The sequence below is a fragment of the Sorangium sp. So ce327 genome, from assembly GCF_051530205.1.
GTDB lineage: Bacteria > Myxococcota_A > Polyangia > Polyangiales > Polyangiaceae > Sorangium > Sorangium cellulosum_B.
Window position 1 is genome coordinate 5,807,861 of the sequence record NZ_CP150330.1, and the last position, 23,507, is coordinate 5,831,367.

Sequence of the window (23,507 nt, forward strand, 5' to 3'; positions counted from 1 at the left end):
CTCGCTCAAGCCGATCATCCAGCCGATGCAGCGAGGCTCATCACGAATACTGGAGTCACCCCTCTGTCTTCGTCGCGACCTGGGCGAGCGGGTCTCGGTAAACCTCGTCCACCGACAGCACGCACCCGATCGCCTCGAGGTGCGCGCCCCCTCCAGCGCGGGCCTCCCGGAGCGTCCACGAGTCGTCCTCGTTGCGGTGAAACACCTCGATGCGCTGCTCGTGCCGCGTGACGAGCACGTACTCCCGGAGCGAGGGGATCCGCCGGTAGTGCGCGAACTTCTGCCCACGGTCGTAGGCCTCCGAGCTCTCGGAGAGGACCTCGACCAGGACGATCGGGTTGAGCGCTGCGTCGTTGTCCTCAAGATCGCGCTCGAGCCTCCCGCAAACGACGCTGACGTCAGCGTACGTGGAGAGCCCGGTCGCCTGGACCCGGACGCGCAGATCGGAGGAGTAGACCGCGCAGGGCCGCCCGCGGAGCTGGGCCCGGAGCTCGGCGCCAACGCTCGCGCACAGGCGCGCGTGCTCCGGCGTCCCGCCGGCCATCGCGAAGATCTCGCCGTTCCGGAACTCGTGCTTCGTCGGGCTCGCTCGCTCCTGCTCGAGATACTCGGCGTATGTCCCGACGATCCTCCGCGCCGGCTCGTTCATGGTCCCGCAATATGCCACGCCAGCGCGTCACGACCCTATCCTCGGCGCCATGCCCACGATCCAGAGCACCGCCGAGATCGACGCCGCCTCCGACGAGCTCTTCGCGCTGTCCCAGGACTACGCTCTCCGGCTCGAGTGGGATCCGTTTCTCCGCGAGATGCGCTACAGCGACGGCGCGACCGAGCCCGCCGTCGGCGTGCGGGTGTGGGTGCGGGCGAAGAACGGGCTGTCCATGGAGGCCCGTTACATCACCCTGAACCCGCCGGAGCAGGTGGCCATCACGATGGTCGATGGACCGCGGATCTTCCGCCAGTTCTCGGGCGCATGGCTCTTCAAGGCGCTGTCGCCGCGACGGACCCGCGTCACGTTCCGCTACAACTTCACCGCGCGCCCGCAGGCCCTCGCCCCGGTGCTGGAGCCGGTGATGGCGGCCGTGCTGAGGCGCGACATCGAGCAGCGCCTCGCCGGGCTCAAGAAGAGCGCCGAGACGACCGATATCTTGCAGCGGCTGCCGAGGCGCGGCCCGGCAGCCGTCTGACGCGCGGCAAGGCCGCGCGCCGCAGGAGCTGAGCTCAGCGCGAGCCGCGCTCCGTGGAGCCGCTCACCGCGAGGCCGCGCGCGTCCGGCGACGAGCGCCCGCGAGCGCGAGCCCGAGCCCCGCGAGCGCGAAGGCGAGCCCGCCGCCCTGCCGCCCCTCGCCGCCGACCCGGCACCCGCAGCCGCCGTCGTCGTCCTCCGCGTCAGGCCCGGACGCCGCGCCGCCGCCGCCGCCCGCATCCGCGCCGCCCTCGCCGCCCCCACCCGCGCCGGGGCCGGGCGGCACCGCGCAGGCGTGCGCCTCGAGGTCGCAGGCCTCGCCGTCATCGCAGTCCGCGTCGCTCACGCACGCGACGCACGCCGGCGTCCCCTCCACGAGGGCGCAGCGCGGCGCCTGCGCGCTGCACGGGTTGCACGAAGGCCCGCAGAAAGCGTCGACGACGCACGGCGCACACAGCGCGGCGTCGTTGCAGTAGGAGCCCGCCTCGCAGCCGGTGTTTTCGCTCTGGCCGACGAGCTCGCGGCCGCACTGCGCACAGGCGTCCTCGTCCGTCGCTGAGGTGTCGCCCGCCACGCTCCGATGGAACGCCGCCGGCTCGAGGAGCGTGAAGCCGGACCCGGCGAGGTTCGGGCTGCCGACCTGGCCGGCATTGAGCTGAAAATCCTGGAACTCGCCTACCAGAACCGACACCTCGAGCTCTGAATGCTCGACGATCGCGGCATAGAGGATCTCGACGGGGTACAGGCCCTCCTCGGCGAACGTGACGGTATTCGTCATTCGCCAGCTGGGTGCGCCGAGCGCGGGTGGCTGCACCAGCACCGGATATGCGGCCTGCGCCGAGTCGTAGATCACGAGGGCCACGGCGTCGTCGGCGTAAATGCCAAAGTGGACAGGCTGCTCGACGTAGTCGGACGGCACGGCCAGGTACCCGCGCAGGCGCATGCCGAACGCCACGTCGGGCTCGTTCGCGTCGAAGTCGCACCCTCCTGCCGGGCAGTCGGAGACAGCGTCCAGAAAATCGCCGAAGCTCGCCCCGCTCCCGGCGTCGTACTTGTTCGAGAGATCGAGCGGTGTGCGCACCACGGAGCTCACGAGTTCTTCCTGCCCCGCGTCGAAGAACGTGCTCATCTTCTCGATGAAGTCCGCGCTGTCGCCCGTTGAAACCCAGAAGTCGACATCTGGCGCGGACGATAACCTTTGCGCGCCGCACAGGCCCGTTCCTCCCTCGGCGGGGAGCGGAGCCACAGGACCGCCTTCGATGATCACTGGCTCGGCGTTCGCGGATACCGGTGCTCCCAGCGCCGTGGAGAGGGCGAGCACGAAAGAGATCGCCAGCTTGGGACGTCGGTGGAACATGGTTGCTCCTGGCAAGGAAAACCGCGCAACTACGCGGCCGCTCGCATGCGACCCGCGGCGCACGGCACGTCACGTCACGTTATCCCGCGCTCGTAACGCGGAGCCCGGCAATCCCCCTCACGGCACGATCCCGACGGCGAGCAGCGGAGTGTCCGCCCTCGCCGTTCCACTCGCCGGCGCGCGCCGCGCGCCCGGCCCTCATCCGCCGAGGTGCGCGAGCGCCTCCCGCGACGCTCCGGCGCCGGGGTGGCGCAGGCGCGCCCGCAGCGCCGCCGCCTCGGCGAGCAGCTCCCGCCCTCGCGCGCGCTCCTCGCCGCGCGCCGCCGCCGCGCGCGCCACGCCCGCCCAGTGCAGCGCGTCCGCCCTCGCCCAGGCGTCCTCACCCGCCCACGCCACCGACGAGTCGGCGAGCGCCGTCGCGGACGCCGCCGCCCCCGCGCCGCGGGTCAGCGCGCACCGCGCGGCCACGACCGCGAGCCGGGCGCGGAACGGGCCAAACCCGCATGCCTCGGCGACATGCAGCCCCTCCAGCGCCTGCCGCGCGCCGTCGTCGAGCCGGCCAGCGGCGAGCGCGATGCGCGCCGCGAGCTCGTGGCACCGCAGCGCGACCTCCACCTCGCCCGTCGCGGCAGCCCAGCGGCGCGCCTCGACGAGGTGCGCCTCGGCCGTCGCGACGTCGCCGTCGCCGCCCTCGCCGCCGTCCAGCAGCGCGAGGCCGAGCAGCGTGTGGCCGTGCGCGACGTGCCCCTCCCATCCCCTCCGCCTGCACTCGGCGATGTTCCGCTCCGTGGCCTCGCGCGCCTCGCCGCGGCGCCCGAGCGCGAGCGCGTGCTCCGCCTCCCAGAGCGCGCGGCGCGCCACCGGCGCGTCGCCCAGCGCCCGCAGGCGCGCGAAGCGCTCGCCCGCCGCGTCGACCTCGCCGAGGTCGTGCAGCACCGCGGCGAGCAGCGCCAGCGCGCGCACGGCGTGGACTTGGTCCACGTGGGCCGCGGCGCGACGGGCGCTCCCCGCGGCGCCGCCGGCGATCTCGGCCGACCGCTCGAGCAGGCGGCGCGCGCCGGTCAGGTCGCCCCGCAGCCGCTCCGTGTACGCGAGCGTGCGCAGGCCGGTCGCGATCGGGGCCGGGTCGGCGAGCGCCCCGGCGATCTCGTTGTGCGCCTCGTAGCAGGCGCAGGCGAACGCGAGATCCCCGAGCGCGCCCGCGTAGAGCCCCGCGTCGTACGCGAGCGACGCGCGCACCCGCGCGGGCAGCGAGGCCGGCATGCCGCGGGGGTCGTCGCCGCCGGCGAACGCGCGCAGGATGCGGGCGCCGCGGGCCATGTCGCCGAGCTTGAGCCCGAGGTGCGCGAAGCCGCCGAGGGCGAGCGCGTAGATGTCGTACGCCTCGCCCGCGCGCCCGGCGCCGAGCAGCTCGGTGAGGATGGCCTCGTACGCGTCGACGGCCTCGCGTTCCCGCGGCGCCCGGCGCGGCGCCTCGTCGAGGCGCGGCGGCGCGGCGCTCCCCGCGGCGTGGACGCGCTCCGGTGGCACGCCGAGCAGCGACTTGAAGTGCTGCCGCACGAAGGGGTGCGTCGAGTAGCAGCGCTCGCCCGGGCGCGCCGCGAACACGAGCCCCAGCCGCTCGAGCCGGGCGAGCCCGCGCGCGAGCTCCGCGGCGCCCCACCCCGCCATGGCGCCCGCGATCTCGCCGCCGGCCCGGATCAGCTGGAGCAGCGCCTCCTCGCCCGCGCCGCCGGGGAACACCGAGAGGCGCGCGAGCAGGTCCCGCTCGCCCGGCGGCAGCGCGCGCGCGTAGGCCGACAGCACCGAGCTCAGGCGGCGGGCGAGGACGTCGTCCTGCTCGGCCTCGGCGAGGTGCGCCGCCTGCGCCGCGGAGAGCCGCCCCGCGTCGCCGCCGAGGAACGCGCCCACGTAGGAGCCGACGACGGCGACCGAGAGCGCGTGCCCTCCCGTCGTCTCGAACAGCGCCCCGAGGGCGCCGTCGTCGCCGCGGATGCCCCAGCGGCGCAGGAGCGACGCGGCGTCGCCCTCGCAGAGCGGCTCGGGCCGGATCGTCGCGAGCCCGCCCTCGGCCCAGGCGGACAGATCCGCGAGCGCGAAGCGCGACGTGACGAGCGCCCGCGCGCCGCCGAGCCCGGACGCGATCGCGCAGAGCAGCCGCCGGAGGAGCGCGTCGTGGAGCTCGCCGTGCGCGCGCCCTGCGCCCCCCTCGGCCTGCACGGTCTCGAGCCCGTCGAGCACGAGCAGGTGCGGCGGCCCCTGCCCCAGCGCCTCCTTCAGCCGCGCGAGCTGCTCTCCGGGCGCCGCCTGAGGCCGCGGCGCCGCCGGGCCCGAGGCGCCCGCGCCCGGCGCGAAGTAGGCCGCCGCCTGGTCGAGGAACGCCTCGGTCCTGGGGTCGTCGTAGAAGCTCCAGACGAGCACCCCGCCGGGCCGCGGGGCGTCGCCGAGCCCCTGGAGGAAGCGCTCGGCGATCGCGGTCTTGCCCGCCCCGCCGACGCCGAGGAGCGCGATCACCCGGGGGGACGGCGGCGAGCCGTCGGCCCACGCGGCGAGCCGATCGACGATCTCGGCGCGCCCGACGAAGTGCCGCGCTCGCTGGAGCGTGTGCGCGTGCAGCGGGCGCCACGCCGGGGCGGCTCCCTGCGACGGCGCGGGCGCGCCGGCGGGCGCCTTCTCGCCTGCCTCCTCGTCGGGCGCCCTCCCCGCCCCGGCGGGCGCCCTCTCCTCCCCCGCGAGCGCCTCCCCCGCCTCGTCGGGCGCCTCCACGGCCTGGCTCGCCGCACCCGCTCCCTCTGCGGCGCGATCCGCCGGCGCGGCATCGGCCTCGGCCTCGACGACGAGCAGCTCCGCCTCGGCGAGCCCGAGCTCGGCGCCGAGCCGCTCGATGATGCGCCGCCGGGACGGGCTCCGGACCGAGAAGCCGAGCCGCGGATCGTTGACGGCGCCCGACTCGTAGCGGCGGTAGGTCCGCACGTCGACGCCGATCGACGCGGCGACCTGCTCCTGCGTCAGGTCGAGATCGAGCCGCGCCCGCTGGAGGAGCGTGTGGTTGAAGCGGACCGCGGGCTCCGCGCTGCGGCCCGCCCTGGAGACCCGTGCCATCGGTGCGAGCGCTCGATCATCGGCGATGCGGCGCTCTCCTGTCCACCGCGCTGCCCGGTCCTGCCCGGTCCTGCCCGGGTCCCGCCCTTCCGGATCCGGTCCGCCCGGACCCACGCTTCACGCATGAGCACCCTGCACGCCGAACGGACCGCCCAGTGCACCGACTACACCGACGATCTCCGCATCTTCACGGTGACGAACGTCCTGTCGCCCGAGGAGTGCGAGGGCTTCATCGCGCTCGCCGAGGCGCGAGGCTTCGAGCAGGCGCCGATCGGGGGCGGCGAGGTGATCAACCTCGAGGTGCGCAGGAACGGCCGCGTCATGATCGACGATCCGGGCCTCGCCGCGAACCTCTGGGAGCGGCTCGCGCCCTGGATGCCGCCGAGCTTCGGCCTCCACCGCGCCGTCGGGCTGAACGAGCGCTTCCGCTACTATCGCTACACCGAGGGCGAATATTTCAACTGGCACGGCGACGGGTCGTTCGTGCGATCCGACGGCGAGCGGAGCCTGTTCACCGCGATGGTCTACCTGAACGACGACTTCGAGGGCGGCACGACCGATTTCTGGGGCGGCCGCAGCATCGCCCCGCGGCGCGGGATGGCGCTCCTGTTCGAGCACCGCCGGCTCCACCGCGGCGCCGCCGTGACACGGGGGAGCAAGTACGTCCTCCGCAGCGACGTGATGTACCGGCGCGGGTGATGCCAGCGCCGCGCGTGCGCCGGCGCTCGGCGCCTCAGCGCGGCGCCGCGGTCGCGCCGGCGCCGAGCGCCTCGGCGAGGCGCGGCAGCACCTCGCCGGCGCGGGCCTCGATCTTCAGCGCGCCGAGCTCCTCGCCGCGCGCGGAGCCGAGGTTGATCATGGCGATCGGGATGCCTCGCTGCGCGGCGCGCAGCACGAAGCGGTAGCCCGAGAAGACCGCCAGCGACGAGCCGACGACGAGGAGCGCGTCCGCCGCGTCCACGAGCGCGAACGCCGCGTCGACGATCGGCCGGGCCACGTTCTCGCCGAAGAAGACGACGCGCGGCTTGAGCGGCCCCTCGCAGCGGAGGCACGGCGGCGCACGGAAGCCCGCCACGTGCTCGGCGGGCAGGTCGGCGTCGCCGTCGGGGGCGACGTCGGCCGCGAGGCGCAGCCAGCCGGGGTTCTGGGCGAGGAGCCGCTCCTGGAGGGCGGCGCGCCGCTCCATCGCGCCGCACGCGAGGCAGGCGACCTCGGAGAGCGTCCCGTGCAGCTCGATGACGCGGCGGCTGCCCGCGGCCTGGTGGAGCCCGTCGACGTTCTGCGTGATGAGGCCATCGAGCTGCCCCGCCTGCTCCAGCCGCGCGAGGGCGCGGTGGGCAGGGTTCGGCTCGGCCCTGGAGAAACGCTCCCAGCCGATCACGGCGCGCGCCCAGTAGCGCTGCCGGATCTCGGCCGAGCGGGAGAACTCCCGCCCCTGGATCGGGTTCCGCGCGCGGCGCCGCGTCTCGGGCCCTCGATAATCGGGGATGCCGGACTCGGTGCTGCACCCCGCGCCCGTCAGCGCCACGATCCGCTTGCCGCGCAGGAGCGCGACGAGGTCGTCGAGCGGATCGGCCGTACGCGCTTCGCTGAGCGGCATAGGCCCGGGTTGTGGCCCGCCACGGCGGGCACCGCCAGGCCAGCGTGTGTCGACCGCGTAACCACGCAAGCAACCGAGCAACGGAGCTCCCCCACAACATCTCGCTTGACCGGCTCACTGCACCACCATATGTAGTGCCCGTGTTGGTGCCTCGGGCTTCGGCCCGGGGCTCAAAAGGGAACCCGGTGTGAATCCGGGGCTGCCCCGCAGCGGTAAGCGAGAACGATCTCCACGACGAGCACTGGCCCTCGGGCTGGGAAGCGGTGGACCGTAGGAATCCGGCGAGAGCCGGAGCGCTCGTGAGCCCGAAGACCTGCCAACATCCTGCGCTGGGGAGACATCCGGCGCCGGTTTGACCTGGAAGCCTCGAGGGAGGCGGGTAGGTCCGAGCTGGCGCAGACTCTCGCGCTTGTCCCGGTTCCGACCCCCTCCCGCGCTGTCTTCCTTTCGCCCGCGGGGGCGAGCGGTCGGTCCGAGGGCTCCTCCAAAGAGCCTGGCGCACCCGTGCGCATCGGCTGGCCTCTTCGCTCTCGCGGCATCGACGCGAGCGGTCCGGGACCGCTCGGAACGAGCACGAGGAGGATGCCATGCTGAACGAACCGTTGATGAAGAGCAACGGCGCGGCGCCGTTGCGCGCGCTCCACGCACGCCACGCACTCCACGCACCTGATGCGCCCGCCATGACGAGCGCCGGCGCGGAGGAGGCGCCCCCGCACACGACGATGCGGGTGAAGAAGAGGAACGGGTCCAGCGAGCCCGTGGACGTCAACAAGATCGTCCGGGCGGTGAGCCGCTCTTGCGCGGCCCTGTCCGACGTGGACGCGCTCCGCGTCGCGACGAAGACCATCAGCGGCCTCTACGACGGCGCGACGACGCGCGAGCTCGACCAGCTCTCCATCCAGACGGCGGCGTCGCTCATCGCGGATGAGCCCCAGTACGCGAAGCTCGCGGCGCGCCTGCTCGCCACGTACATCGACAAGGAAGTCCGCAATCAGGAGATCCACGCCTTCTCGCAGTCCATCGCCGTGGGGCGGCGGCTGGGCCTCATCAACGATCGGCTCCACGGCTTCGTGGCGCAGAACGCCCGCAAGCTGAACGACGCCATCGAGCCGAGGCGCGATCACGAGCTCGAGTACTTCGGCCTGCGGACCCTCTACGACCGCTACCTGCTGAAGCACCCCGAGACGCGCCTCGTCATCGAGACGCCGCAGCAGTTCTTCCTGCGCATCGCGTGCGCGCTCTCCGAGACGGCGGCGCAGGCGATCGAGCTCTACCGGCTCTTCTCGTCGCTCGATTACCTGCCGAGCTCACCGACGATGTTCAACTCCGGGACGAGCCACGAGCAGCTCTCGAGCTGCTTTCTGCTCGACTCGCCGGACGATCACCTCGAGACCATCTACCAGCGCTACACCGACGTCGCGATGCTCTCGAAGTTCTCGGGCGGCATCGGGCTCGCCTACCACCGGGTGCGCTCGCGCGGCTCGCTCATCGAGAGCACCAACGGGCACTCCAGCGGGATCGTGCCGTGGCTCAAGACGCTCGACGCGTCCGTCGCGGCCGTGAACCAGGGCGGCAAGCGCAAGGGCGCCTGCTGCGTCTACCTCGAGCCGTGGCACGCCGACGTCGAGGAGTTCCTCTCGCTGCGCGACAACACGGGCGACGAGGCCGCGCGCACGCACAACCTGAACCTCGCGAGCTGGGTCCCGGATCTCTTCATGAAGCGGGTCGAGGCCGACGGCGAATGGAGCCTGTTCGACCCGAAGGACGTGCGCGATCTCCCCGATCTCTACGGTGAGGAGTTCGATCGTCGGTACGTCGAGGCCGAGCGGGCAGGCCTCGCCAAGAAGACGATGAAGGCCCGCGAGCTCTACGCGCGGATGATGCGCACGCTCGCGCAGACAGGCAACGGCTGGATGACGTTCAAGGACAAGTCGAACCGCGCCTGCAACCAGACGGCGCTGCCGGGCCGGGTAGTCCACCTCTCGAACCTCTGCACCGAGATCCTGGAGGTGACCTCGAACGAGGAGTCGGCCGTCTGCAACCTGGGCTCGATCAACCTCGCTCGCCACACGGTCACGCTGGCGGACGGCGCGATCGCGTTCGACTTCGAGAAGCTCGCGTGCACGGTGCGGACCGCGGTCCGCCAGCTCGACCGCGTCATCGACCTCAACTACTACCCCATCCCCTCGACGAGGCGATCGAACCTCCGCTGGCGGCCCGTCGGGCTCGGGCTCATGGGCCTGCAGGACGTGTTCTTCCAGATGCGCCTGCCCTTCGACGCCCCGGCGGCGCGGGAGCTCTCCAGGCGGATCTCGGAGGAGGTGTATTACCACGCGCTCTCGACGTCCGCGGACCTCGCGGCGGAGAAGGGGCCGCACCCGGCGTTCGACGAGACGCGCGCCGCGCGCGGAGAGCTCCAGTTCGACGCGTGGGGCGCCGTCCCGGAGGACGCGGCGCGCTGGGAGGGGCTCCGCGCGCGCGTCCAGGCCGAGGGGCTCAGGAACTCGCTGCTCGTCGCCATCGCGCCGACGGCCACCATCGCGTCGATCGCGGGCTGCTACGAGTGCATCGAGCCGCAGGTGTCCAACCTCTTCAAGCGCGAGACGCTCTCGGGGGACTTCCTGCAGATGAACCGCTACCTCGTCGCGGAGCTCAAGCGGCTCGGCGCCTGGAACGACGCGGCGCGCGCCCGGCTCAAGCTCGCGGAGGGCTCGGTCCAGGGCATGGACGAGCTGCCCGAGCAGCTCCGCGCCGTGTACCGGACGGCGTGGGAGATCCCGATGCGCTCGCTCATCGACATGGCCGCGGATCGCGGGGCCTTCATCGATCAGAGCCAGTCGCTGAACCTCTTCATCGAGAACCCCACCATCGGTCAGCTCTCGAGCATGTACTTCCACGCATGGAAGAAGGGGCTCAAGACGACGTACTACCTGCGATCGCGCCCCGCGACGCGCATCACCAAGGCGACCGTGGAGGCGGCGCCGGCGAAGGCGGCCGCGGACGTGGCGTGCGCGCTCGAGAACCCCGAGGCCTGCGAGGCCTGCCAGTGAGCCGCGTCAGCCGCCCCGCGCGCCTCCTCGATCCGGGCCAGTGCCTCACCCTGCGCCCGATGGCCTATCCGGCCTTCTTCGAGATGTACCGCTCCGCCATCAAGAACACGTGGACCGTGGAGGAGGTCGACTTCTCCACGGACGTGGGCGACCTGCGGAAGATGACCGACGCGGAGCGGCACCTCGTGCAGCGCCTCGTCGCGTTCTTCGCCACGGGGGACTCCATCGTGGCGAACAACCTCGTGCTCAACCTGTACAGGCACATCAACGCCCCGGAGGCGCGGATGTACCTGTCACGGCAGCTCTACGAAGAGGCGCTCCACGTCCAGTTCTATCTGACGCTCCTCGACACGTACATCCCCGATCCCGAGGACCGTCACCGCGCCTTCGCGGCCGTCGAGAACATCCCCTCGATCCGGCAGAAGGCCGATTTCTGCATGCGGTGGCTCGATTCCGTCGAGTCGCTCGGGCGGCTGGAGTCGCGCGCCGAGCGGCGGCGGTTCCTCCTGAACCTCATCTGCTTCGCCGCGTGCGTCGAGGGGCTCTTCTTCTTCGGCGCGTTCGCGTACGTGTACTTCCTGCGCTCGCGCGGCCTGCTCCACGGGCTCGCCGCGGGGACGAGCTGGGTCTTCCGCGACGAGAGCGCGCACATGCGCTTCGCCTTCGAGGTCGTGAACACGGCGCGGCGCGAGGAGCCCGAGCTCTTCGACGCCGGCCTCTCGCGGTCGATCCTCGACATGATGGATGAGGCGATCGCCTGCGAGGCCCGGTTCGCCGAGGATCTCCTCGGCGCCGGCGTGGCGGGCATGTCGGCGCGCGACGTGCGCAGCTACCTGGAGTTCTGCGCCGACCAGCGGCTCGCCACGCTCGGCATGCCGAAGCGCTACGGGGCGAAGAACCCGTTCTCGTTCATGGATCTGCAAGACGTCCAGGAGGTCACGAACTTCTTCGAGCGCCGCGTCTCCGCGTACCAGGTCGGCGTCTCCGGGGAGGTCGTCCTCGACGCCGCGTTCTGACGCCGATCGACCGACGTACCGCCCGCAGGGCCGATCAGAGCCCGCCGATCCCTCGCGGCGGGAGCCCGATCTCGGTGTCGACGGTCGCGTCCTCCAGCGGCTCGAGCGCGCCGCTCGCCGCCACCTTCCAGCGCCGGAGCTTGCTCCGCTCCGCGTCGCTCAGCAGGCAGACATCGCCGCAGCCGGGCGAGCAGTGGACGCCGCCGAAGGCGTAGGACTGGGTCGCCTGGGCGAGCGTCGTGACCTCGCCCGTGGTGATGCTCACGGAGAAGGCGCGGTCCCCGGCGGACGCGCTGCCCGCGTAGGCCGTCCCGAGGAGCACGTCCTCGGAGGCGAACGCGAGCGTGGGCTGGACCGCTGCGCCGAGCGCCCTGGCCACGCCGAGCCGCTTGATCTCCTCCGGGGGCGAGGTGCGAGCGTCGTAGATCACGACGTCGCTCGTCGCCGGATCGTACTCCATCGCCTCGGCGTCGAAGCGGCTCGAGCAAGCGACCGCCAGCCGCTCTCCCGAGGGCGACACGGCGAGACGCCCGCAGCCGTAGAGCCCCTGCACGTCGACCGTCCATGTGACAGCGGCCTCCGCCGGCGAGACGCCAACGAAGCGCCCTTCACCCACGGTCGAGAGGTCCGCGGCGAGCCGGCCGAGGGCCACGACAACGTCGTCACCGACGCGCGCCATCCCCGACGGGCGCGGCAGGAGCCCCTCTTCCTCCTCCGGCAGGGCGATGCGCCCGACGATGGAGTACTCCTTCGTGTCGACGATCAGGAGATCGCCGCCCTCGTCGAACGGCTCCACGCCCGGGCTCGGGTTGCTCCCGTAGCGCGACACGAGCGCGCGGTCCGCCCCCACCTCGATGTAGTCCTGAGGGTTCGACTCGAACCCCTGCCCGACCGGGAGCTGCGCGAGGACCGCGGCGGTCTCGAGATCCATCCAGGTGATCACGTTCGTGCCGAACCGATCGAGCAGGACCACGCGGCCGGACGGCGGCGCCGCCCTCGGGACGTCGACGTCGCCGGACAGCGCGAGGCTGAGCCCCGGCTTCGCCGCGCCGCTCGACACGAAGGAGGGCGACAGGGTGGTCCCGTCGAGCTCCGACACAGCGATGTTCGTCGACTGGTAGTCGCTCGTCACGATGACCACGCCGCCCTCACACGCGTCGCCGTCGCCGCCGCCGTGGACGCCGCCCGTCGACGGCGGCGGCGAATCCACGTTGCACCCGAGGATCGGAATCGAGATCGCGAACGCAAACAGACTGATCTTCACCATGTTGACTCCAGTGTGAAAAACACGCTCCGCCCCGGGAGCGGAAACCCGACGACATCCGTGCGCCGCGCGTCCAGGAGGTCCGCGACGCGACCTCTCACCGCGAGGTGCCCGCCGAGCCACCTCGCCTCCGCGTCGAGGTCGAGGGTCGCTTGCTCCGCGATCACGCCGAGCCCGGCGGGATCGGCGTACCGGCTCGACTGGTACACGGCCCGGATCTCGCCCGACGCGCCCGAGAACACGGCGCCGCCCGGGCGCTTCCACTCGGCGTGCAGGCGCGGCGCGACGACGAGGCGCGAGCGGAACGGGAGGAGGTCGTTCCTGGTCGTCCGCCCCGGCGTCGTGTCCCGCGGATCGAGCAGCGTCGCCGCGATCTCGGCGCGGAGGAACGGGGTCACCTCGACCCCGGCCAGCAGCTCCGCGCCCACGACGCGGGCGCGGCCGACGTTGTACGGGCTCACGTAGCCCTGACCGGACTTCTCGTACGCGACGAGCCCGGAGACCGCGCTCCCGAACGCGAACACGTCGAGGAAGGCGCCGCGCAGCACGGCGCCGCGCCCCGTCTGCGCCCGGATCCCGGCCTCGATCGTGGCGCCCGACTCCGGCTCGAGCGCCGCGTTGCCGTGGACGACGCCGGAGACGCCGTACACCTCGCCGAGCGTCGGGACGCGGACGTAGCGGCCCACGGTCGCGAGGAGCCGGAGCCTGTCGCTCCCCGCCTCCACGCCGACCCGCCCGGTCGGGACGAGCACGTCGCAAGGGCGCTCCCGGTCCGCGCCGGTGGCGTGGCACTCCCCGCTCGCGAGGGCGTGCAGCGCGAGCCCCTCGCCGAGGCGCGCCTCCGCGGTGACGGCGCCGCGCGCGAACGAGCGCCGCGACCGCGCGAGCGGGACGTCGTCCGGCGCGCGTGAGATGCCCTCGCGCGCGACCGAGAGCACGGGCCGCACCCGGAGCCGGTCGGCGAAGGAGAGCGTTGCCCCGAGCGTCTGCTCCAGGCGGCGGCCGGCGAGGCGGAGCTCAGGCGTCTGCAGCGCGAGCTCGAAGAGGGGGTCGTGGACCTCCGACCGCGCCTCGATGAACGAGGTGCGCGCCTCGAGCGTGTGCTGCGCCTCTCCGCCGAACGGCACCCGCGCCGCGACGGACGTCAGCGCGCGCCGCGACTCCCCCCGCGCCTCGCGGGACGGCAGGAGCGCGAGCCTCGGCACGCCCTGCTCGCGGCCTGTGCCGTTCGCGATCACGTCGACGATCGCGCCGCCGCCGAGCTCGACGCGCGCGAGCGCCCACGCGTCGATCGTGCGCACGTCGGCGTTCTGCCGGCGCTCCACGGTGTCGTCGCTCTCGTCGAAGAGCGTCCCGCCATCGTTGACGAACGTGTAGCGGTTCTCCGCGGCCTCGGCGCTCACCCCGACGATCGCGCTCACCGGGCCCGCGCTGGCGCCGGCGAACGCCCACCCGCGCCGCGCGCCGAGCGAGCCCGCCATGGCGCCCACGCCGGCCGTCGTCCGGGAAGGCCGCCGCGGCTCGAAGAAGATCGCGCCGCCGGGGCCGAGGCGGTCGGCCTCGATGGGCGCGTGGCCGCGGTAGATCTCGATGCGCTCGATGAGCCAGAGGGGCACGAGGGAGAGGTCCGCCGTCCCCACGACGTCGTCGTTCAGGCGGACGCCGGCGAGGTACACCGGCGTCTGCGTGGCGGTCGCCCCCCGGAGGGCCGCTGTCGCCGGCCCGCCGAAGCCGCCCGACTCGATGATGAGGACGCCCGGCTGCGTGCGGAGCACGTCCGCCGCCCCGAGCCCCGCGCCGGTGAGGCGCTCGCGGCCCAGCACCGATCCCGCGACGGACCTGTCCTTGGGCGGCGCGGGCGCGCGCAGGCGATCCCCCTCGACGCGCACCTCCAGCGGGTCTGCACCCGGCGGAGCGGCAGCGGGATCACCCCCCTGCTCGGTCTCCGGCCTGCGCGGATCGTCGGCGCGGGCGGCAGGCGAGGCTGCCACGGCGCTGCAGGCGGCGAGCGAGAGCCAGCACGCCGCGCCGGCGCTCTGGCGCCGACGCGACCGACGATCAGAGGAATCAACCATTCACGCGCCGCCTGCCCGCGTCGACCCAGCGCTGCTCCGGGTGAGCTGAGAGCCGAAGCGAGGGGGCTGGTGACGGGCCACGGCACCGCGCGCGAGCGAGGTGGTCGAGAGCCTGGACGCCTTCCCCTCGAAGGCTCAGGTCAGCGCGCGCCAGAGCACCGGCGCGCGCACCTTCGGCAGGTCTTCGGACTCACGGGCGCTGCGGCCGTCGCCGGTCGCTCTCCTACACATCACCGCTTCCCGGGCTGCTCTGGTGCATGCCCAGTGCTTCTTGGTGATGGTCGTTCCCGTTCACCGCTGCGGGGGCAGTCCCGGATTCTCACCGGGTTCCCTTTTCAGCTCGCCAGGGGATGGCCGGACGAGCACCGATGGCGGGGCGACTCGTCGCACCCGCCACGCAGGATGTCAACGCTGAAGCGAAGGCCCGGAGCGCCCCGTCCGCGAGCCCACCGGCGACGCACACCCGAGACAGAATCGGGAGTCCCTTGACAGTCTTGCACGCGCGTGCCATGAGTTACTTGAAACTGATTTTCTTTATCAGTTGTTAGAGACGAGCGGCCCGAGACCTGACGTCCAGCGCCCGATGACCTGAGCCCACGTGGCTCTCGACGCCCATCGGAGCTGAATGTGACGAGTTCCATCTCGATACCGGCCTCTGTCGGGCTGCCCGCGGTGAACGCAGGGCAGCTGTTGAAGCAATACACCCCTGAGTCGGCGTTCTTCTTCGCGTCGCCGACACGCACGCTCCTCGCGCAGGGCGTACACGACATGATCCTCGAGCCGAACGGCGCGGATCAGGGCGATCGCCTCGCGGACCGCGTCACGAGGGTGCTCGCGTCGGCGTCGAGGGCCGGCGCCGGCCAGGGCTTCCCCATGGTGGTCGGCGCGGTGCCGTTCAACAGCACGTCGCCGGCGCACCTCATCGTGCCGAGGGCGATCCAGAGCGCGGGCCCGCTCAACCCCACGTCGGAATCGCCGCGGTCGCACCTGCCGATCACCATCCAGGAGCTGCGCCAGGTCCCCGAGCCCCGCGACTACGTGCGCGGCGTCGAGACGGCGGTGGGCCTGATGCGGTCCGAGGCGCTGAGCAAGGTGGTCCTCTCCAGGATGCTGGAGATGGTCCTGCGAGAGCCGGTCGATCTCCGCCTCGTCCTCCAGCGCCTCTCGCAGCAGAACCGGAACGGCTACACCTTCGCCGCCAACCTCTCGGATCCCACGGCGGGGCTCTCCAGCTCCGAGCGCGGCGTCTCGACCTCGCGCGCGCGGACGCTCATCGGCGCGAGCCCGGAGCTGCTCCTGTCCCGCTCCGGGCTCCGGGTGATCGCCAATCCGCTCGCCGGCTCCGCGGTCCGCAGCCCCGACCCCGACGAGGACCGCCGGCGGGCGATCGCCCTGCTCGCGTCCGAGAAGGACCGGCACGAGCACGCGATCGTCGTCGACGCCGTCGCCGCCGCGCTCCGGCCGTTCTGCCGGCGCCTGAGCGTCCCCGACGAGCCCTCGCTCACGCAGACCCCGACGCTGTGGCACCTGTCGAGCCGGCTCACCGGGGAGCTGCGCGATCTCTCGATCTCCTCGATGAAGCTGGCCACCGCGCTGCACCCGACCCCCGCCGTGTGCGGATACCCCACGGACCGCGCCCGCGAGGCCATCGGGGCGATCGAGCGGTTCGATCGCGGGTTCTTCACGGGGCTCGTGGGCTGGTCCGACGCGAGCGGCGACGGCGAGTGGGCGGTCGTCATCCGCTGCGCCGACGTCGCCGGCCGGGCGCTCCGCCTCTATGCCGGGGCCGGCATCGTCATCGGCTCGAACGGCGAGCACGAGCTCGCCGAGACCACCGCCAAGCTCGGGACCATGCTGAACGCGCTCGGCCTCAACCAGGCGCCGGAGAGGGCATGATCGCTCCGGAGGAGAGCCGGCAGGCGCCCGCGGAGGCGCGACCGCAGGCGCTCGACGGCTGGACTCCGTGGCCGGCCGAGATGGCCGATCTCTACAGGCGCGCCGGCTACTGGCGCGGCGAGACCTTCGGGCACCTGCTCCGCGAGCGGGCCGCGCGGCACCCGGATCGGATCGCGCTCGTCAGCGGCGATCGCCGGCTGAGCTACGGGGAGCTCGATCGGCGCGCCGATCGCCTCGCCGGGGGCCTGCTGCACCTCGGGCTCCGGCCGGGGGATCGCGTCGTCGTCCAGCTCCCGAACATCGCGGAGTTCTTCGAGGTGTGCTTCGCGCTGTTCCGGCTCGGGGCGCTCCCCGTGCTGGCCCTGCCCGCGCACCGGCGCGCCGAGATCGCGTATTTCTGCGAGCACACCGAGGCGGTCGCGTACGTCATCGCCGACCGGGACGGCGGGTTCGATTACCGCGCGCTGGCGAGCCAGATCCGGCGCGACGTCAGGACCTTGCGGCACGTGCTCGTGGCCGGCGAGCCGGGCGAGCACACAGCGCTCTCCGCCCTGGATCGGGAGCCCGTGGAGCTCCCGGAGCCCGCCGCGGGGGACGTCGCCTTCTTCCAGCTGTCCGGCGGGAGCACCGGCGTACCGAAGCTCATCCCGCGGACGCACGACGACTACCTCTACAGCGTGCGGGCCAGCGCGGAGATCTGCGGGCTCGACGAGGGCAGCGTCTACCTGGCCGTCCTCCCCGTCGCGCACAACTTCACGCTCAGCTCACCCGGGAGCCTGGGCGTGCTCCACGCCGGCGGCCGCGTTGTGCTCTGCCGCCGCCCCAGCCCGGACGAGGCGTTCCCGTGGATCGAGCGGGAGCGGGTCACGCTGACCGCGCTCGTGCCGCCGCTGGCCTCGGTCTGGGTGGAGTCGGCCCGGACGGCGCGGCACGACCTGTCGAGCTTGAAGGTGCTCCAGGTCGGCGGCGCCAGGCTCTCCACGGAGGTCGCGCGCCGCGTGGGGCCGACCCTGGGCTGCAAGGTGCAGCAGGTGTTCGGGATGGCGGAGGGGCTCGTCAACTACACCCGCCTCGACGACCCCGACGCGATCGCGCTCGAGACGCAGGGGCGGCCCATCTCGCCCCACGACGAGGTCCGCGTCGTGGACGACGACGACCGCGACGTCGAGCCCGGGCAGGTCGGTCACCTGCTCACGCGGGGGCCCTACACGATCCGCGGCTATTACAGGGCCGACGCGCACAACGAGAAGGCGTTCACGCGCGACGGCTTCTACCGCACGGGCGATCTCGTGCGGCGGACCCGAGAGGGCTACCTCGTCGTGGAGGGCCGCGCCAAGGATCAGATCAACCGCGGCGGCGAGAAGATCGCGGCCGAGGAGGTCGAGAACCACGTCCTCGCGCATCCGGCGGTGCGCGACGCGGCGCTCGTCGCCATGCCGGACTCGCACCTCGGCGAGCGATCGTGCGCGTTCCTCGTGGCCCGCGGGCAACCGCCGCCGGCGAGGGAGATCAGCGCCTTCCTGCGCGAGCGCGGCGTCGCCCAGTTCAAGGTGCCCGATCGCATCGAGTGGCTCGACGCCCTCCCGACGACGAGCGTCGGCAAGGTGGACAAGAAGGCGCTCCGCCGGTGGATCGCCGACAGGCTCGCGCAGGGCGCGCGCGCCTGAGAGGACAGCGCGGGCCCAGGCGGCGCAGCGACGCCCGCGGCCCGTTCCATCGACAGGAGCGCTGCGACCAGAAGAGAGAGAAGAGAGGAACGATCATGGCCATCCCCCGCATCCAGACCTATCGCATGCCACGAGCCGACGAGCTCCCGGAGAGCCGGGTGTCATGGCGGCCGGACCCGGGGCGCTCCGTCCTCTTGATCCACGATATGCAGGAGTATTTCCTCGGCTTCTACGACGCGAGCGCGTCCCCGATGGTCGAGCTGATCGCCCATGCCCGCCTGCTCCGGGAGCGGTGCGCGGCGAGCGGGATCCCGGTCGTCTACACGAAGCAGCCCGCCGAGCAGACGAGGGCCCAGCGCGGTCTGCTGACGGATCTCTGGGGGCCCGGGCTGACGCAGCAGCCCGACAAACACGAGATCGTGCGCGAGCTCGCGCCGGGAAGCGCCGACACCGTGCTCACCAAGTGGCGGTACAGCGCCTTCCAGCGAACGGAGCTCCTGGATCTCATGCGCCGGTGGGGCCGCGATCAGCTGATCGTGTGCGGCGTGTACGCGCACATCGGGTGCCTGCTGACCGCGTGCGAGGCGTTCATGAACGACGTCCAGCCGTTCCTCGTGACCGACGCGACCGCCGATTTCTCCCGGCAGCAGCACGACATGGCCATCGCCTACGTGGCGCAGCGGTGCGGCGTCGCGCTGCCGACGAGCGACGTCCTGGCCGCGCTCGCGCCCCGCGAGCGGACGAGCGCCCCGCAGCGCGACGCGGCGGCGCCGGCGCAGGCGCCGCTCAGCGCGACGCAGGACCGGGCGCCGTGGGTCGAGCGTCTGCGCGGCGACGTCGCCGAGGTCCTCGACCAGCTCCCCTCGGCGATCTCCGATCGCGACAACATCCTCGATCTGGGGCTCGACTCGATACGGCTCATGACGCTCGTCGAGCAGTGGCGCGCCGCGGGGATCGACGTCGCGTTCGTGGACCTCGCCGAGCTGCCGACGCTCGGGCACTGGTGGGAGCTCCTGTCGACCCGGCTGCCGCGCGAGGCGAGGCCAGCGCCCCGGCACCGCGCGGAGGCGCCCCTCCAGGAAGCCGCCCGCTGACCGGCCGAGCTTGCCCCACGACGGCTTCCCCATGGCACAGGTCACCATGAATCAGGTCGCGACGTCCCCACCCAGGACGGTGGCGCGCACCCCGCCGCGCCTCCTCGAGGTGCTGCGCACGACCGCGATCTCCCCCCGCATGCGGCGGATCACGCTGGGCGGCGAGGCGATCGCGGGGTTCCCCGCGCGCTCCGGCGGCGCGCACATCAAGGTCTTCTTCCCGCGCGGCGACCAGGCGGCGCCGGAGCTGCCCACGCTGGGCCCGGACGGCCCCGTCTGGCCTCCGGTGCCGCGGCGGCCGATCACGCGCACGTACTCGGTGCGCAGGTACGACGCGCAGGCCGGCGAGCTGGACGTGGACTTCGTCCTGCACGGGGACGACGGCCCCGCGTCGCGGTGGGCCCGCCACGCCAGGCCGGGCGATCGCATCGGCATCGCCGGGCCGGGCGGCCCCGATCCGATGCTCGGCCCCGCGGACTGGTACCTCCTGGCCGGCGATCTCTCCGCGCTGCCGGCGATCGGCGCGCTGCTCGAGGCCCTGCCGAAGACGGCGCGCGGCCACGCCATCGTCGCGGTCCCCGACGCGGCGGACGTGCAGGAGATCGATCGCCCGCCGCACGTCGCGCTGACCTGGATCTACCTGCAGGGCGAGCACGCCCCGGGCCCCCGGCTCGAGGCGGCCGTCCGCGCCCTGGCGTGGCCAGAGGGCCGCGTCTTCGCCTGGGTCGCGGGCGAGTCGTCGTCCGTCGTGGCGATCCGCGATCACCTGCTCGACGAGCGCGGGCTCGGTCGCGAGGCGCTGTACGCGATCCCCTACTGGAAGGCCAGCCAGTCCGAGGAGGCGTACCACGCGGAGCGGCACCGGATCATGGACGGGCTCGACAGGGCCTGACGGGAGCGATCGATGGAGTTCAAGCACAAGGCGGCGCTCGTCACGGGCGCGGCCCAGGGGATCGGCGAGGCCGTCGCCCGGAGGCTCGCCGCGCGGGGCGCCGCGGTGGCGGCGGTGGACGCGAACCGGGAGCGCCTGGGCGCCGTCGTCGCCGATCTGCAGGCGAGCGGCCATCGCGCCGCGGCGTTCGCGGTGGACGTGGCCGACGGCGAGGCGGTCGAGGGCGCCGTGGAGCGGATCGAGCGCGAGCTCGGCCCCCTCGAGATGCTCGTCAACGTGGCCGGCGTGCTGCGCGTGGGCGGCGCCCTCTCGCTGGCGAGCGACGACTGGGAGCGCACCTTCGCGGTCAACACCCGGGGGGTGTTCAACGTGAGCCGGGCCGTGGCGCGCCGCATGGTGCCGCGCCGTTCGGGGTCGATCGTGACGGTCGGGTCCAACGCCGCGCGCACGCCGCGGATCAACATGGGCGCTTACGCGGCGTCGAAGGCCGCCGCGGCCCAGTGGACGAAGTGCCTCGGCCTGGAGCTCGCGCAGCACGGCATCCGGTGCAACGTGGTGTCCCCTGGCTCGACGGACACGCCGATGCAGCGCGCGCTCTGGGCGGACGATCGCGGCGCTCAGGCGGTCATCGCCGGCGCCCCCGAGGCGTTCCGGCTGGGCATCCCGCTGAACCGGATCGCCACGACGGACGACGTCGCCAGCGCGGTGCTGTTCCTGCTCTCGGACGAGGCGCGGCACATCACGATGCACGACCTCTGCATCGACGGAGGCGCCACGCTGGGCGCCTGATCCTCGTCTGGCTTCGTTCGAGCGAGGAATGAGCCGTCAGGACACCAGAAGACGCCAAGAAACGCCAAGAGACGCCAATAAAACAATAAATTTTGGCGTCTTCTGGCGTTTCTTGGCGTCTTCTGGCGTCCCAACTTCTCGCTGTTTACGTGCGGCTTCAACCCGTTTGTCGCTCTAGGGGCCTTCCTTGCCCACGTGTCCGAACAGCGCGTCCGACGCCGCGCCGACCATCACCACCGCGGCGAGCGCCACGGCGGCGGCGATCGCGAGGGCGCCGAGGACCCGCGAGGGCTTCATCTGCCACCACATGGCGAGGCCGCTGAGCGCCCACACGACCAGCGTGATCCCGGTGATGTCCGCGAAGAGCGCCCAGAGCCACGCCACGCCGCCGTGCACGGGGAAGTGATGCGTCTTGTGGAGCGTCTCGAGCACCTCGACGAAGCGAGGCCACCCCCGCGCGCCGGCCGGCCGCCCGTCGAGCCGCCCCGTGCCCAGGTTGTACGTGACGTTCCAGGCGCGGCCGTCCGCGTCCCGCATGCCGAAGCGCAGCTCGGGGCTGATCTTCGGGTGGGCGCGGAGCGGCGCCGCGGCGTCGACGCCGATCTTGGGCAGGAGATCCTTTATCTGCTCCTGCACCGCCGCCATCCTGTATCCAGGCAGGTCGATCGCGACGCCGGCGAACGGGGGCGCGGGGGCCTCGGGCTCGGGAGGGTGGCTGGAGACCGTCGCGCTGCCGTCGTCGAGGCGCAGGATCACCACCTCGCGTCCCCCGTCGGCGCGCGGCGCCGCGAGCAGGGGCCACCCGGAGAACGCGCCCGGGGTCCCCGGATCGAGCGTGTAGCGCGAGGGCGAGCCGGCGTTGAGCTGCTCGACGACCTGGCGCGCGAGCTCGCCGGGATCCCAGGGCTGGAACCCGGTGAGCGCCGACAGCCGCTCTCCCGAGAGCGACCGGCTGTCGATGTCTCGCCCGATCTGCGGGTGATTGAACAGCGTGCCGCTGATCCCGAACAGCAGTATCCAGGGGAACAGCAGCAAGCCCAGGTACATGTGCACGCGCCGCACGACCTTCATGATCGCGCCGTAACGCGGCCGCCCGCGGGGGCCCCGCGGCGACCGGGGCCCCCGCGCGGCGTCGTCCCTCATCGCTCCTTCGTGATCGGGCGCGAGCATCATCGGATCTTCGCGACGGAGAAGGTGAGCCCAGGCGCGCTCACGCCCGCCTCGCCGGGCCCGTCCTCGCCGATCTCGCGGAGCGTCGTCGACTCCTGTCCCTCGAACTCCAGCAGGAAGGTGCGGTCGCCGAGCGCGACGCTCAGGACGCTGCCGCCGCCGGGCGCGGCGTCGAGCACCGTGGCGGTCGGCGTATCGCCGAGCGTCACGCTGGCCCACCGCCACGCCGCGGCGCTCGCCAGCACGCGCGGGTGGGTGTCGTCCGCGATCGCGAAGAGGCTCTCGTCGAGCACCCGCAGGAACGCCTTGCCGTCCGGGCCGCCGAAGAGCGAGCCGGCGGCGTCGCCGTCGAACAGCGTGCTCAGCTCGACGTGGAACTCGGGGTCGAACTGCCTCGTCTCCGGATCGAAGCGCAGCATGCACGGGGCGGCCGCGTTCTCGGCGTTGAGCCGGTGCACCGCCGCGCCGTACGCCTCGGTGGCCACGTAGATCATGCCGTCGGGCCCCTCGACGCCATCACGCACGTAGCCGCAGCGCTCGTCGGTGACGACGGTCGCCTCGTCCGTCGCGCTGTCCACGACGACGACCGCGGCCACGCTCGGGACCTCCGCGCCGATCCGCCAGCCGCCGAAGGTGATCACGTCGTCGCCCTGGACCAGCGGCGACGACGAGGAGTACGTGAGGGTGGCGTCCGGGATCACGAGATCCTCGAGCGGGATGTCGCCGGTGACCGTCATTTCGTGAGGGTTCCAGACGACCACCTGGGCGGTGGGGCCATCGAAGAAGTACGCCTTGGTCTCCGAGACGAAGTGGAACTGGGTGCCGTACTCGCCGAGCTTCGCGAGGCCCTTGCCCTGGAAGCTCACGGTGTCGCCTTCCTCGAGGCTGCCGTCTTCCTGCAGGTCGTAGCGGGTCACGGTCGCCGCTGCGTCGCTCGCCACGAACACCGCGCCTCCGCCGTCCAGCCCGACGCCGAGGGCGCGCCCCTGCACCTCGATGGCGTCGTCCAGCGACAGCGTCTCCTCGGAGTCGATGTCGTCCGTCACGATGACGTAGCTCTGGGTATCGCCGCCGTCCGGCCCGAACACCTGGACCGTGAGGGCGTACGCCGGCCCAACGTTGGGCGTCCCCCCCGTGCCGCTGGTGGCTCCGCCGGCGCCGGTGCCTTCACCGCCGGCGCCCCCTGCGCCGCCGGTGCCGCCGCTCGTCGCGCCGCTGCTCGTGGCATCGCTCGTGTCGTCGCCGCACGCGACGAAGCACGGGAGGAGCAGGGTCAAGAGGAGGGCATTCGCGTAGCGCGCACGAAATAACATGAAGGATCTCCTTGGTTCGGATTACAACCGCTGTCG

Annotated in this window: 17 protein-coding genes and 2 riboswitches; of the genes, 9 read left to right on the forward strand and 8 right to left on the reverse strand. The window is 72.8% G+C overall.

The features are described from left to right. Positions 1 to 55: 55 nt before the first annotated feature. Complete coding sequence (locus WME95_RS21825; protein WP_437910392.1) at positions 56 to 649, reverse strand: Uma2 family endonuclease; 594 nt, start codon at positions 647 to 649, stop codon at positions 56 to 58. 49 nt (positions 650 to 698) lie between these two features. Here WME95_RS21825 and WME95_RS21830 point away from each other — a divergent pair, with 49 nt between their 5' ends. Beyond that, complete coding sequence (locus WME95_RS21830; protein WP_437910393.1) at positions 699 to 1,187, forward strand: type II toxin-antitoxin system RatA family toxin; 489 nt, start codon at positions 699 to 701, stop codon at positions 1,185 to 1,187. Positions 1,188 to 1,250: 63 nt separating this feature from the next. Here the strand turns inward: WME95_RS21830 and traA are convergent, their stop codons facing one another. Together traA and WME95_RS21840 are read right to left on the reverse strand one after the other, a co-directional pair. Next, complete coding sequence (gene traA / locus WME95_RS21835) at positions 1,251 to 2,543, reverse strand: outer membrane exchange protein TraA family protein (RefSeq protein WP_437910394.1); 1,293 nt, start codon at positions 2,541 to 2,543, stop codon at positions 1,251 to 1,253. 198 nt (positions 2,544 to 2,741) lie between these two features. Further along, positions 2,742 to 5,645 (reverse strand): helix-turn-helix domain-containing protein, encoded by a 2,904-nt coding sequence (locus WME95_RS21840; protein ID WP_437910395.1) that lies wholly within the window; start codon positions 5,643 to 5,645, stop codon positions 2,742 to 2,744. Positions 5,646 to 5,768: 123 nt separating this feature from the next. Here WME95_RS21840 and WME95_RS21845 point away from each other — a divergent pair, with 123 nt between their 5' ends. After that, complete coding sequence (locus WME95_RS21845; RefSeq protein ID WP_437910396.1) at positions 5,769 to 6,344, forward strand: prolyl hydroxylase family protein; 576 nt, start codon at positions 5,769 to 5,771, stop codon at positions 6,342 to 6,344. 34 nt (positions 6,345 to 6,378) lie between these two features. Here WME95_RS21845 and WME95_RS21850 read toward each other — a convergent pair whose 3' ends face one another. After that, on the reverse strand, positions 6,379 to 7,245 hold the full coding sequence (locus WME95_RS21850) for an NAD-dependent protein deacetylase (protein WP_437910397.1): 867 nt from the start codon (positions 7,243 to 7,245) through the stop codon (positions 6,379 to 6,381). A 127-nt stretch (positions 7,246 to 7,372) separates the two neighbouring features. Further along, positions 7,373 to 7,580: riboswitch (cobalamin riboswitch) on the forward strand. A 252-nt stretch (positions 7,581 to 7,832) separates the two neighbouring features. Between WME95_RS21850 and WME95_RS21855 the strand changes: the two genes are divergently transcribed. Continuing rightward, the gene (locus tag WME95_RS21855; RefSeq protein ID WP_437910398.1) at positions 7,833 to 10,295 is read left to right on the forward strand and encodes a ribonucleoside-diphosphate reductase subunit alpha; all 2,463 of its coding nucleotides are present in this window, start codon (positions 7,833 to 7,835) and stop codon (positions 10,293 to 10,295) included. Positions 10,296 to 10,354: 59 nt separating this feature from the next. Continuing rightward, positions 10,355 to 11,311, forward strand: a complete 957-nt coding sequence (locus WME95_RS21860; RefSeq protein WP_437911006.1) for a ribonucleotide-diphosphate reductase subunit beta — start codon at positions 10,355 to 10,357, stop codon at positions 11,309 to 11,311. Between the two features lie 34 nt (positions 11,312 to 11,345). Here WME95_RS21860 and WME95_RS21865 read toward each other — a convergent pair whose 3' ends face one another. Next, a complete protein-coding gene (locus tag WME95_RS21865) occupies positions 11,346 to 12,578 on the reverse strand; it encodes a hypothetical protein (RefSeq protein WP_437910399.1) in 1,233 nt (410 codons plus the stop codon). Further along, complete coding sequence (locus WME95_RS21870) at positions 12,572 to 14,650, reverse strand: TonB-dependent receptor (protein ID WP_437910400.1); 2,079 nt, start codon at positions 14,648 to 14,650, stop codon at positions 12,572 to 12,574. The genes WME95_RS21865 and WME95_RS21870 overlap by 7 nt, the downstream gene beginning before the upstream one ends. 158 nt (positions 14,651 to 14,808) lie before the next feature. After that, a riboswitch (cobalamin riboswitch) is annotated at positions 14,809 to 15,035 on the reverse strand. A gap of 242 nt (positions 15,036 to 15,277) precedes the next feature. On the opposite strand from WME95_RS21870, the gene dhbC reads away from it, so the two are divergent. The 5 genes from dhbC (at position 15,278) to WME95_RS21895 (ending at position 20,988) form a co-directional block, all read left to right on the forward strand. After that, on the forward strand, positions 15,278 to 16,546 hold the full coding sequence (gene dhbC / locus WME95_RS21875; protein ID WP_437910401.1) for an isochorismate synthase DhbC: 1,269 nt from the start codon (positions 15,278 to 15,280) through the stop codon (positions 16,544 to 16,546). Further along, entirely contained in the window at positions 16,543 to 18,213 is a 1,671-nt protein-coding gene (locus tag WME95_RS21880; protein WP_437910402.1) for a (2,3-dihydroxybenzoyl)adenylate synthase, read from the forward strand. The genes dhbC and WME95_RS21880 overlap by 4 nt, the downstream gene beginning before the upstream one ends. Before the next feature lie 95 nt (positions 18,214 to 18,308). Beyond that, positions 18,309 to 19,307, forward strand: a complete 999-nt coding sequence (locus WME95_RS21885; protein ID WP_437910403.1) for an isochorismatase family protein — start codon at positions 18,309 to 18,311, stop codon at positions 19,305 to 19,307. Positions 19,308 to 19,353: 46 nt separating this feature from the next. Then, entirely contained in the window at positions 19,354 to 20,199 is an 846-nt protein-coding gene (locus tag WME95_RS21890) for a siderophore-interacting protein (RefSeq protein ID WP_437911007.1), read from the forward strand. A 12-nt stretch (positions 20,200 to 20,211) separates the two neighbouring features. Beyond that, positions 20,212 to 20,988, forward strand: coding sequence for a 2,3-dihydro-2,3-dihydroxybenzoate dehydrogenase (locus WME95_RS21895; RefSeq protein WP_437910404.1), 777 nt, complete (start codon positions 20,212 to 20,214; stop codon positions 20,986 to 20,988). 174 nt (positions 20,989 to 21,162) lie between these two features. On the opposite strand, the gene WME95_RS21900 is transcribed toward WME95_RS21895, so the two are convergent. After that, on the reverse strand, positions 21,163 to 22,131 hold the full coding sequence (locus WME95_RS21900; protein ID WP_437910405.1) for a PepSY domain-containing protein: 969 nt from the start codon (positions 22,129 to 22,131) through the stop codon (positions 21,163 to 21,165). 26 nt (positions 22,132 to 22,157) lie between these two features. Then, positions 22,158 to 23,471, reverse strand: a complete 1,314-nt coding sequence (locus WME95_RS21905; protein WP_437910406.1) for a hypothetical protein — start codon at positions 23,469 to 23,471, stop codon at positions 22,158 to 22,160. Positions 23,472 to 23,507 lie beyond the last annotated feature (36 nt).

What these genes read in the sequence shown, in the direction of transcription:
- WME95_RS21825 (WP_437910392.1), bottom strand. Translation starts at nt 649, where the DNA reads ATGAACGAGCCGGCGCGGAGGATCGTCGGGACATACGCCGAGTATCTC.
- traA (WP_437910394.1), bottom strand. Translation starts at nt 2,543, where the DNA reads ATGTTCCACCGACGTCCCAAGCTGGCGATCTCTTTCGTGCTCGCCCTC.
- WME95_RS21905 (WP_437910406.1), bottom strand. Translation starts at nt 23,471, where the DNA reads ATGTTATTTCGTGCGCGCTACGCGAATGCCCTCCTCTTGACCCTGCTC.
- WME95_RS21840 (WP_437910395.1), bottom strand. Translation starts at nt 5,645, where the DNA reads ATGGCACGGGTCTCCAGGGCGGGCCGCAGCGCGGAGCCCGCGGTCCGC.
- WME95_RS21900 (WP_437910405.1), bottom strand. Translation starts at nt 22,131, where the DNA reads ATGAGGGACGACGCCGCGCGGGGGCCCCGGTCGCCGCGGGGCCCCCGC.
- WME95_RS21880 (WP_437910402.1), top strand. Translation starts at nt 16,543, where the DNA reads ATGATCGCTCCGGAGGAGAGCCGGCAGGCGCCCGCGGAGGCGCGACCG.
- WME95_RS21885 (WP_437910403.1), top strand. Translation starts at nt 18,309, where the DNA reads ATGGCCATCCCCCGCATCCAGACCTATCGCATGCCACGAGCCGACGAG.
- WME95_RS21850 (WP_437910397.1), bottom strand. Translation starts at nt 7,245, where the DNA reads ATGCCGCTCAGCGAAGCGCGTACGGCCGATCCGCTCGACGACCTCGTC.
- WME95_RS21830 (WP_437910393.1), top strand. Translation starts at nt 699, where the DNA reads ATGCCCACGATCCAGAGCACCGCCGAGATCGACGCCGCCTCCGACGAG.
- WME95_RS21865 (WP_437910399.1), bottom strand. Translation starts at nt 12,578, where the DNA reads ATGGTGAAGATCAGTCTGTTTGCGTTCGCGATCTCGATTCCGATCCTC.
- WME95_RS21890 (WP_437911007.1), top strand. Translation starts at nt 19,354, where the DNA reads ATGAATCAGGTCGCGACGTCCCCACCCAGGACGGTGGCGCGCACCCCG.
- WME95_RS21860 (WP_437911006.1), top strand. Translation starts at nt 10,355, where the DNA reads ATGGCCTATCCGGCCTTCTTCGAGATGTACCGCTCCGCCATCAAGAAC.
- WME95_RS21845 (WP_437910396.1), top strand. Translation starts at nt 5,769, where the DNA reads ATGAGCACCCTGCACGCCGAACGGACCGCCCAGTGCACCGACTACACC.
- WME95_RS21895 (WP_437910404.1), top strand. Translation starts at nt 20,212, where the DNA reads ATGGAGTTCAAGCACAAGGCGGCGCTCGTCACGGGCGCGGCCCAGGGG.
- WME95_RS21870 (WP_437910400.1), bottom strand. Translation starts at nt 14,650, where the DNA reads ATGGTTGATTCCTCTGATCGTCGGTCGCGTCGGCGCCAGAGCGCCGGC.
- WME95_RS21855 (WP_437910398.1), top strand. Translation starts at nt 7,833, where the DNA reads ATGCTGAACGAACCGTTGATGAAGAGCAACGGCGCGGCGCCGTTGCGC.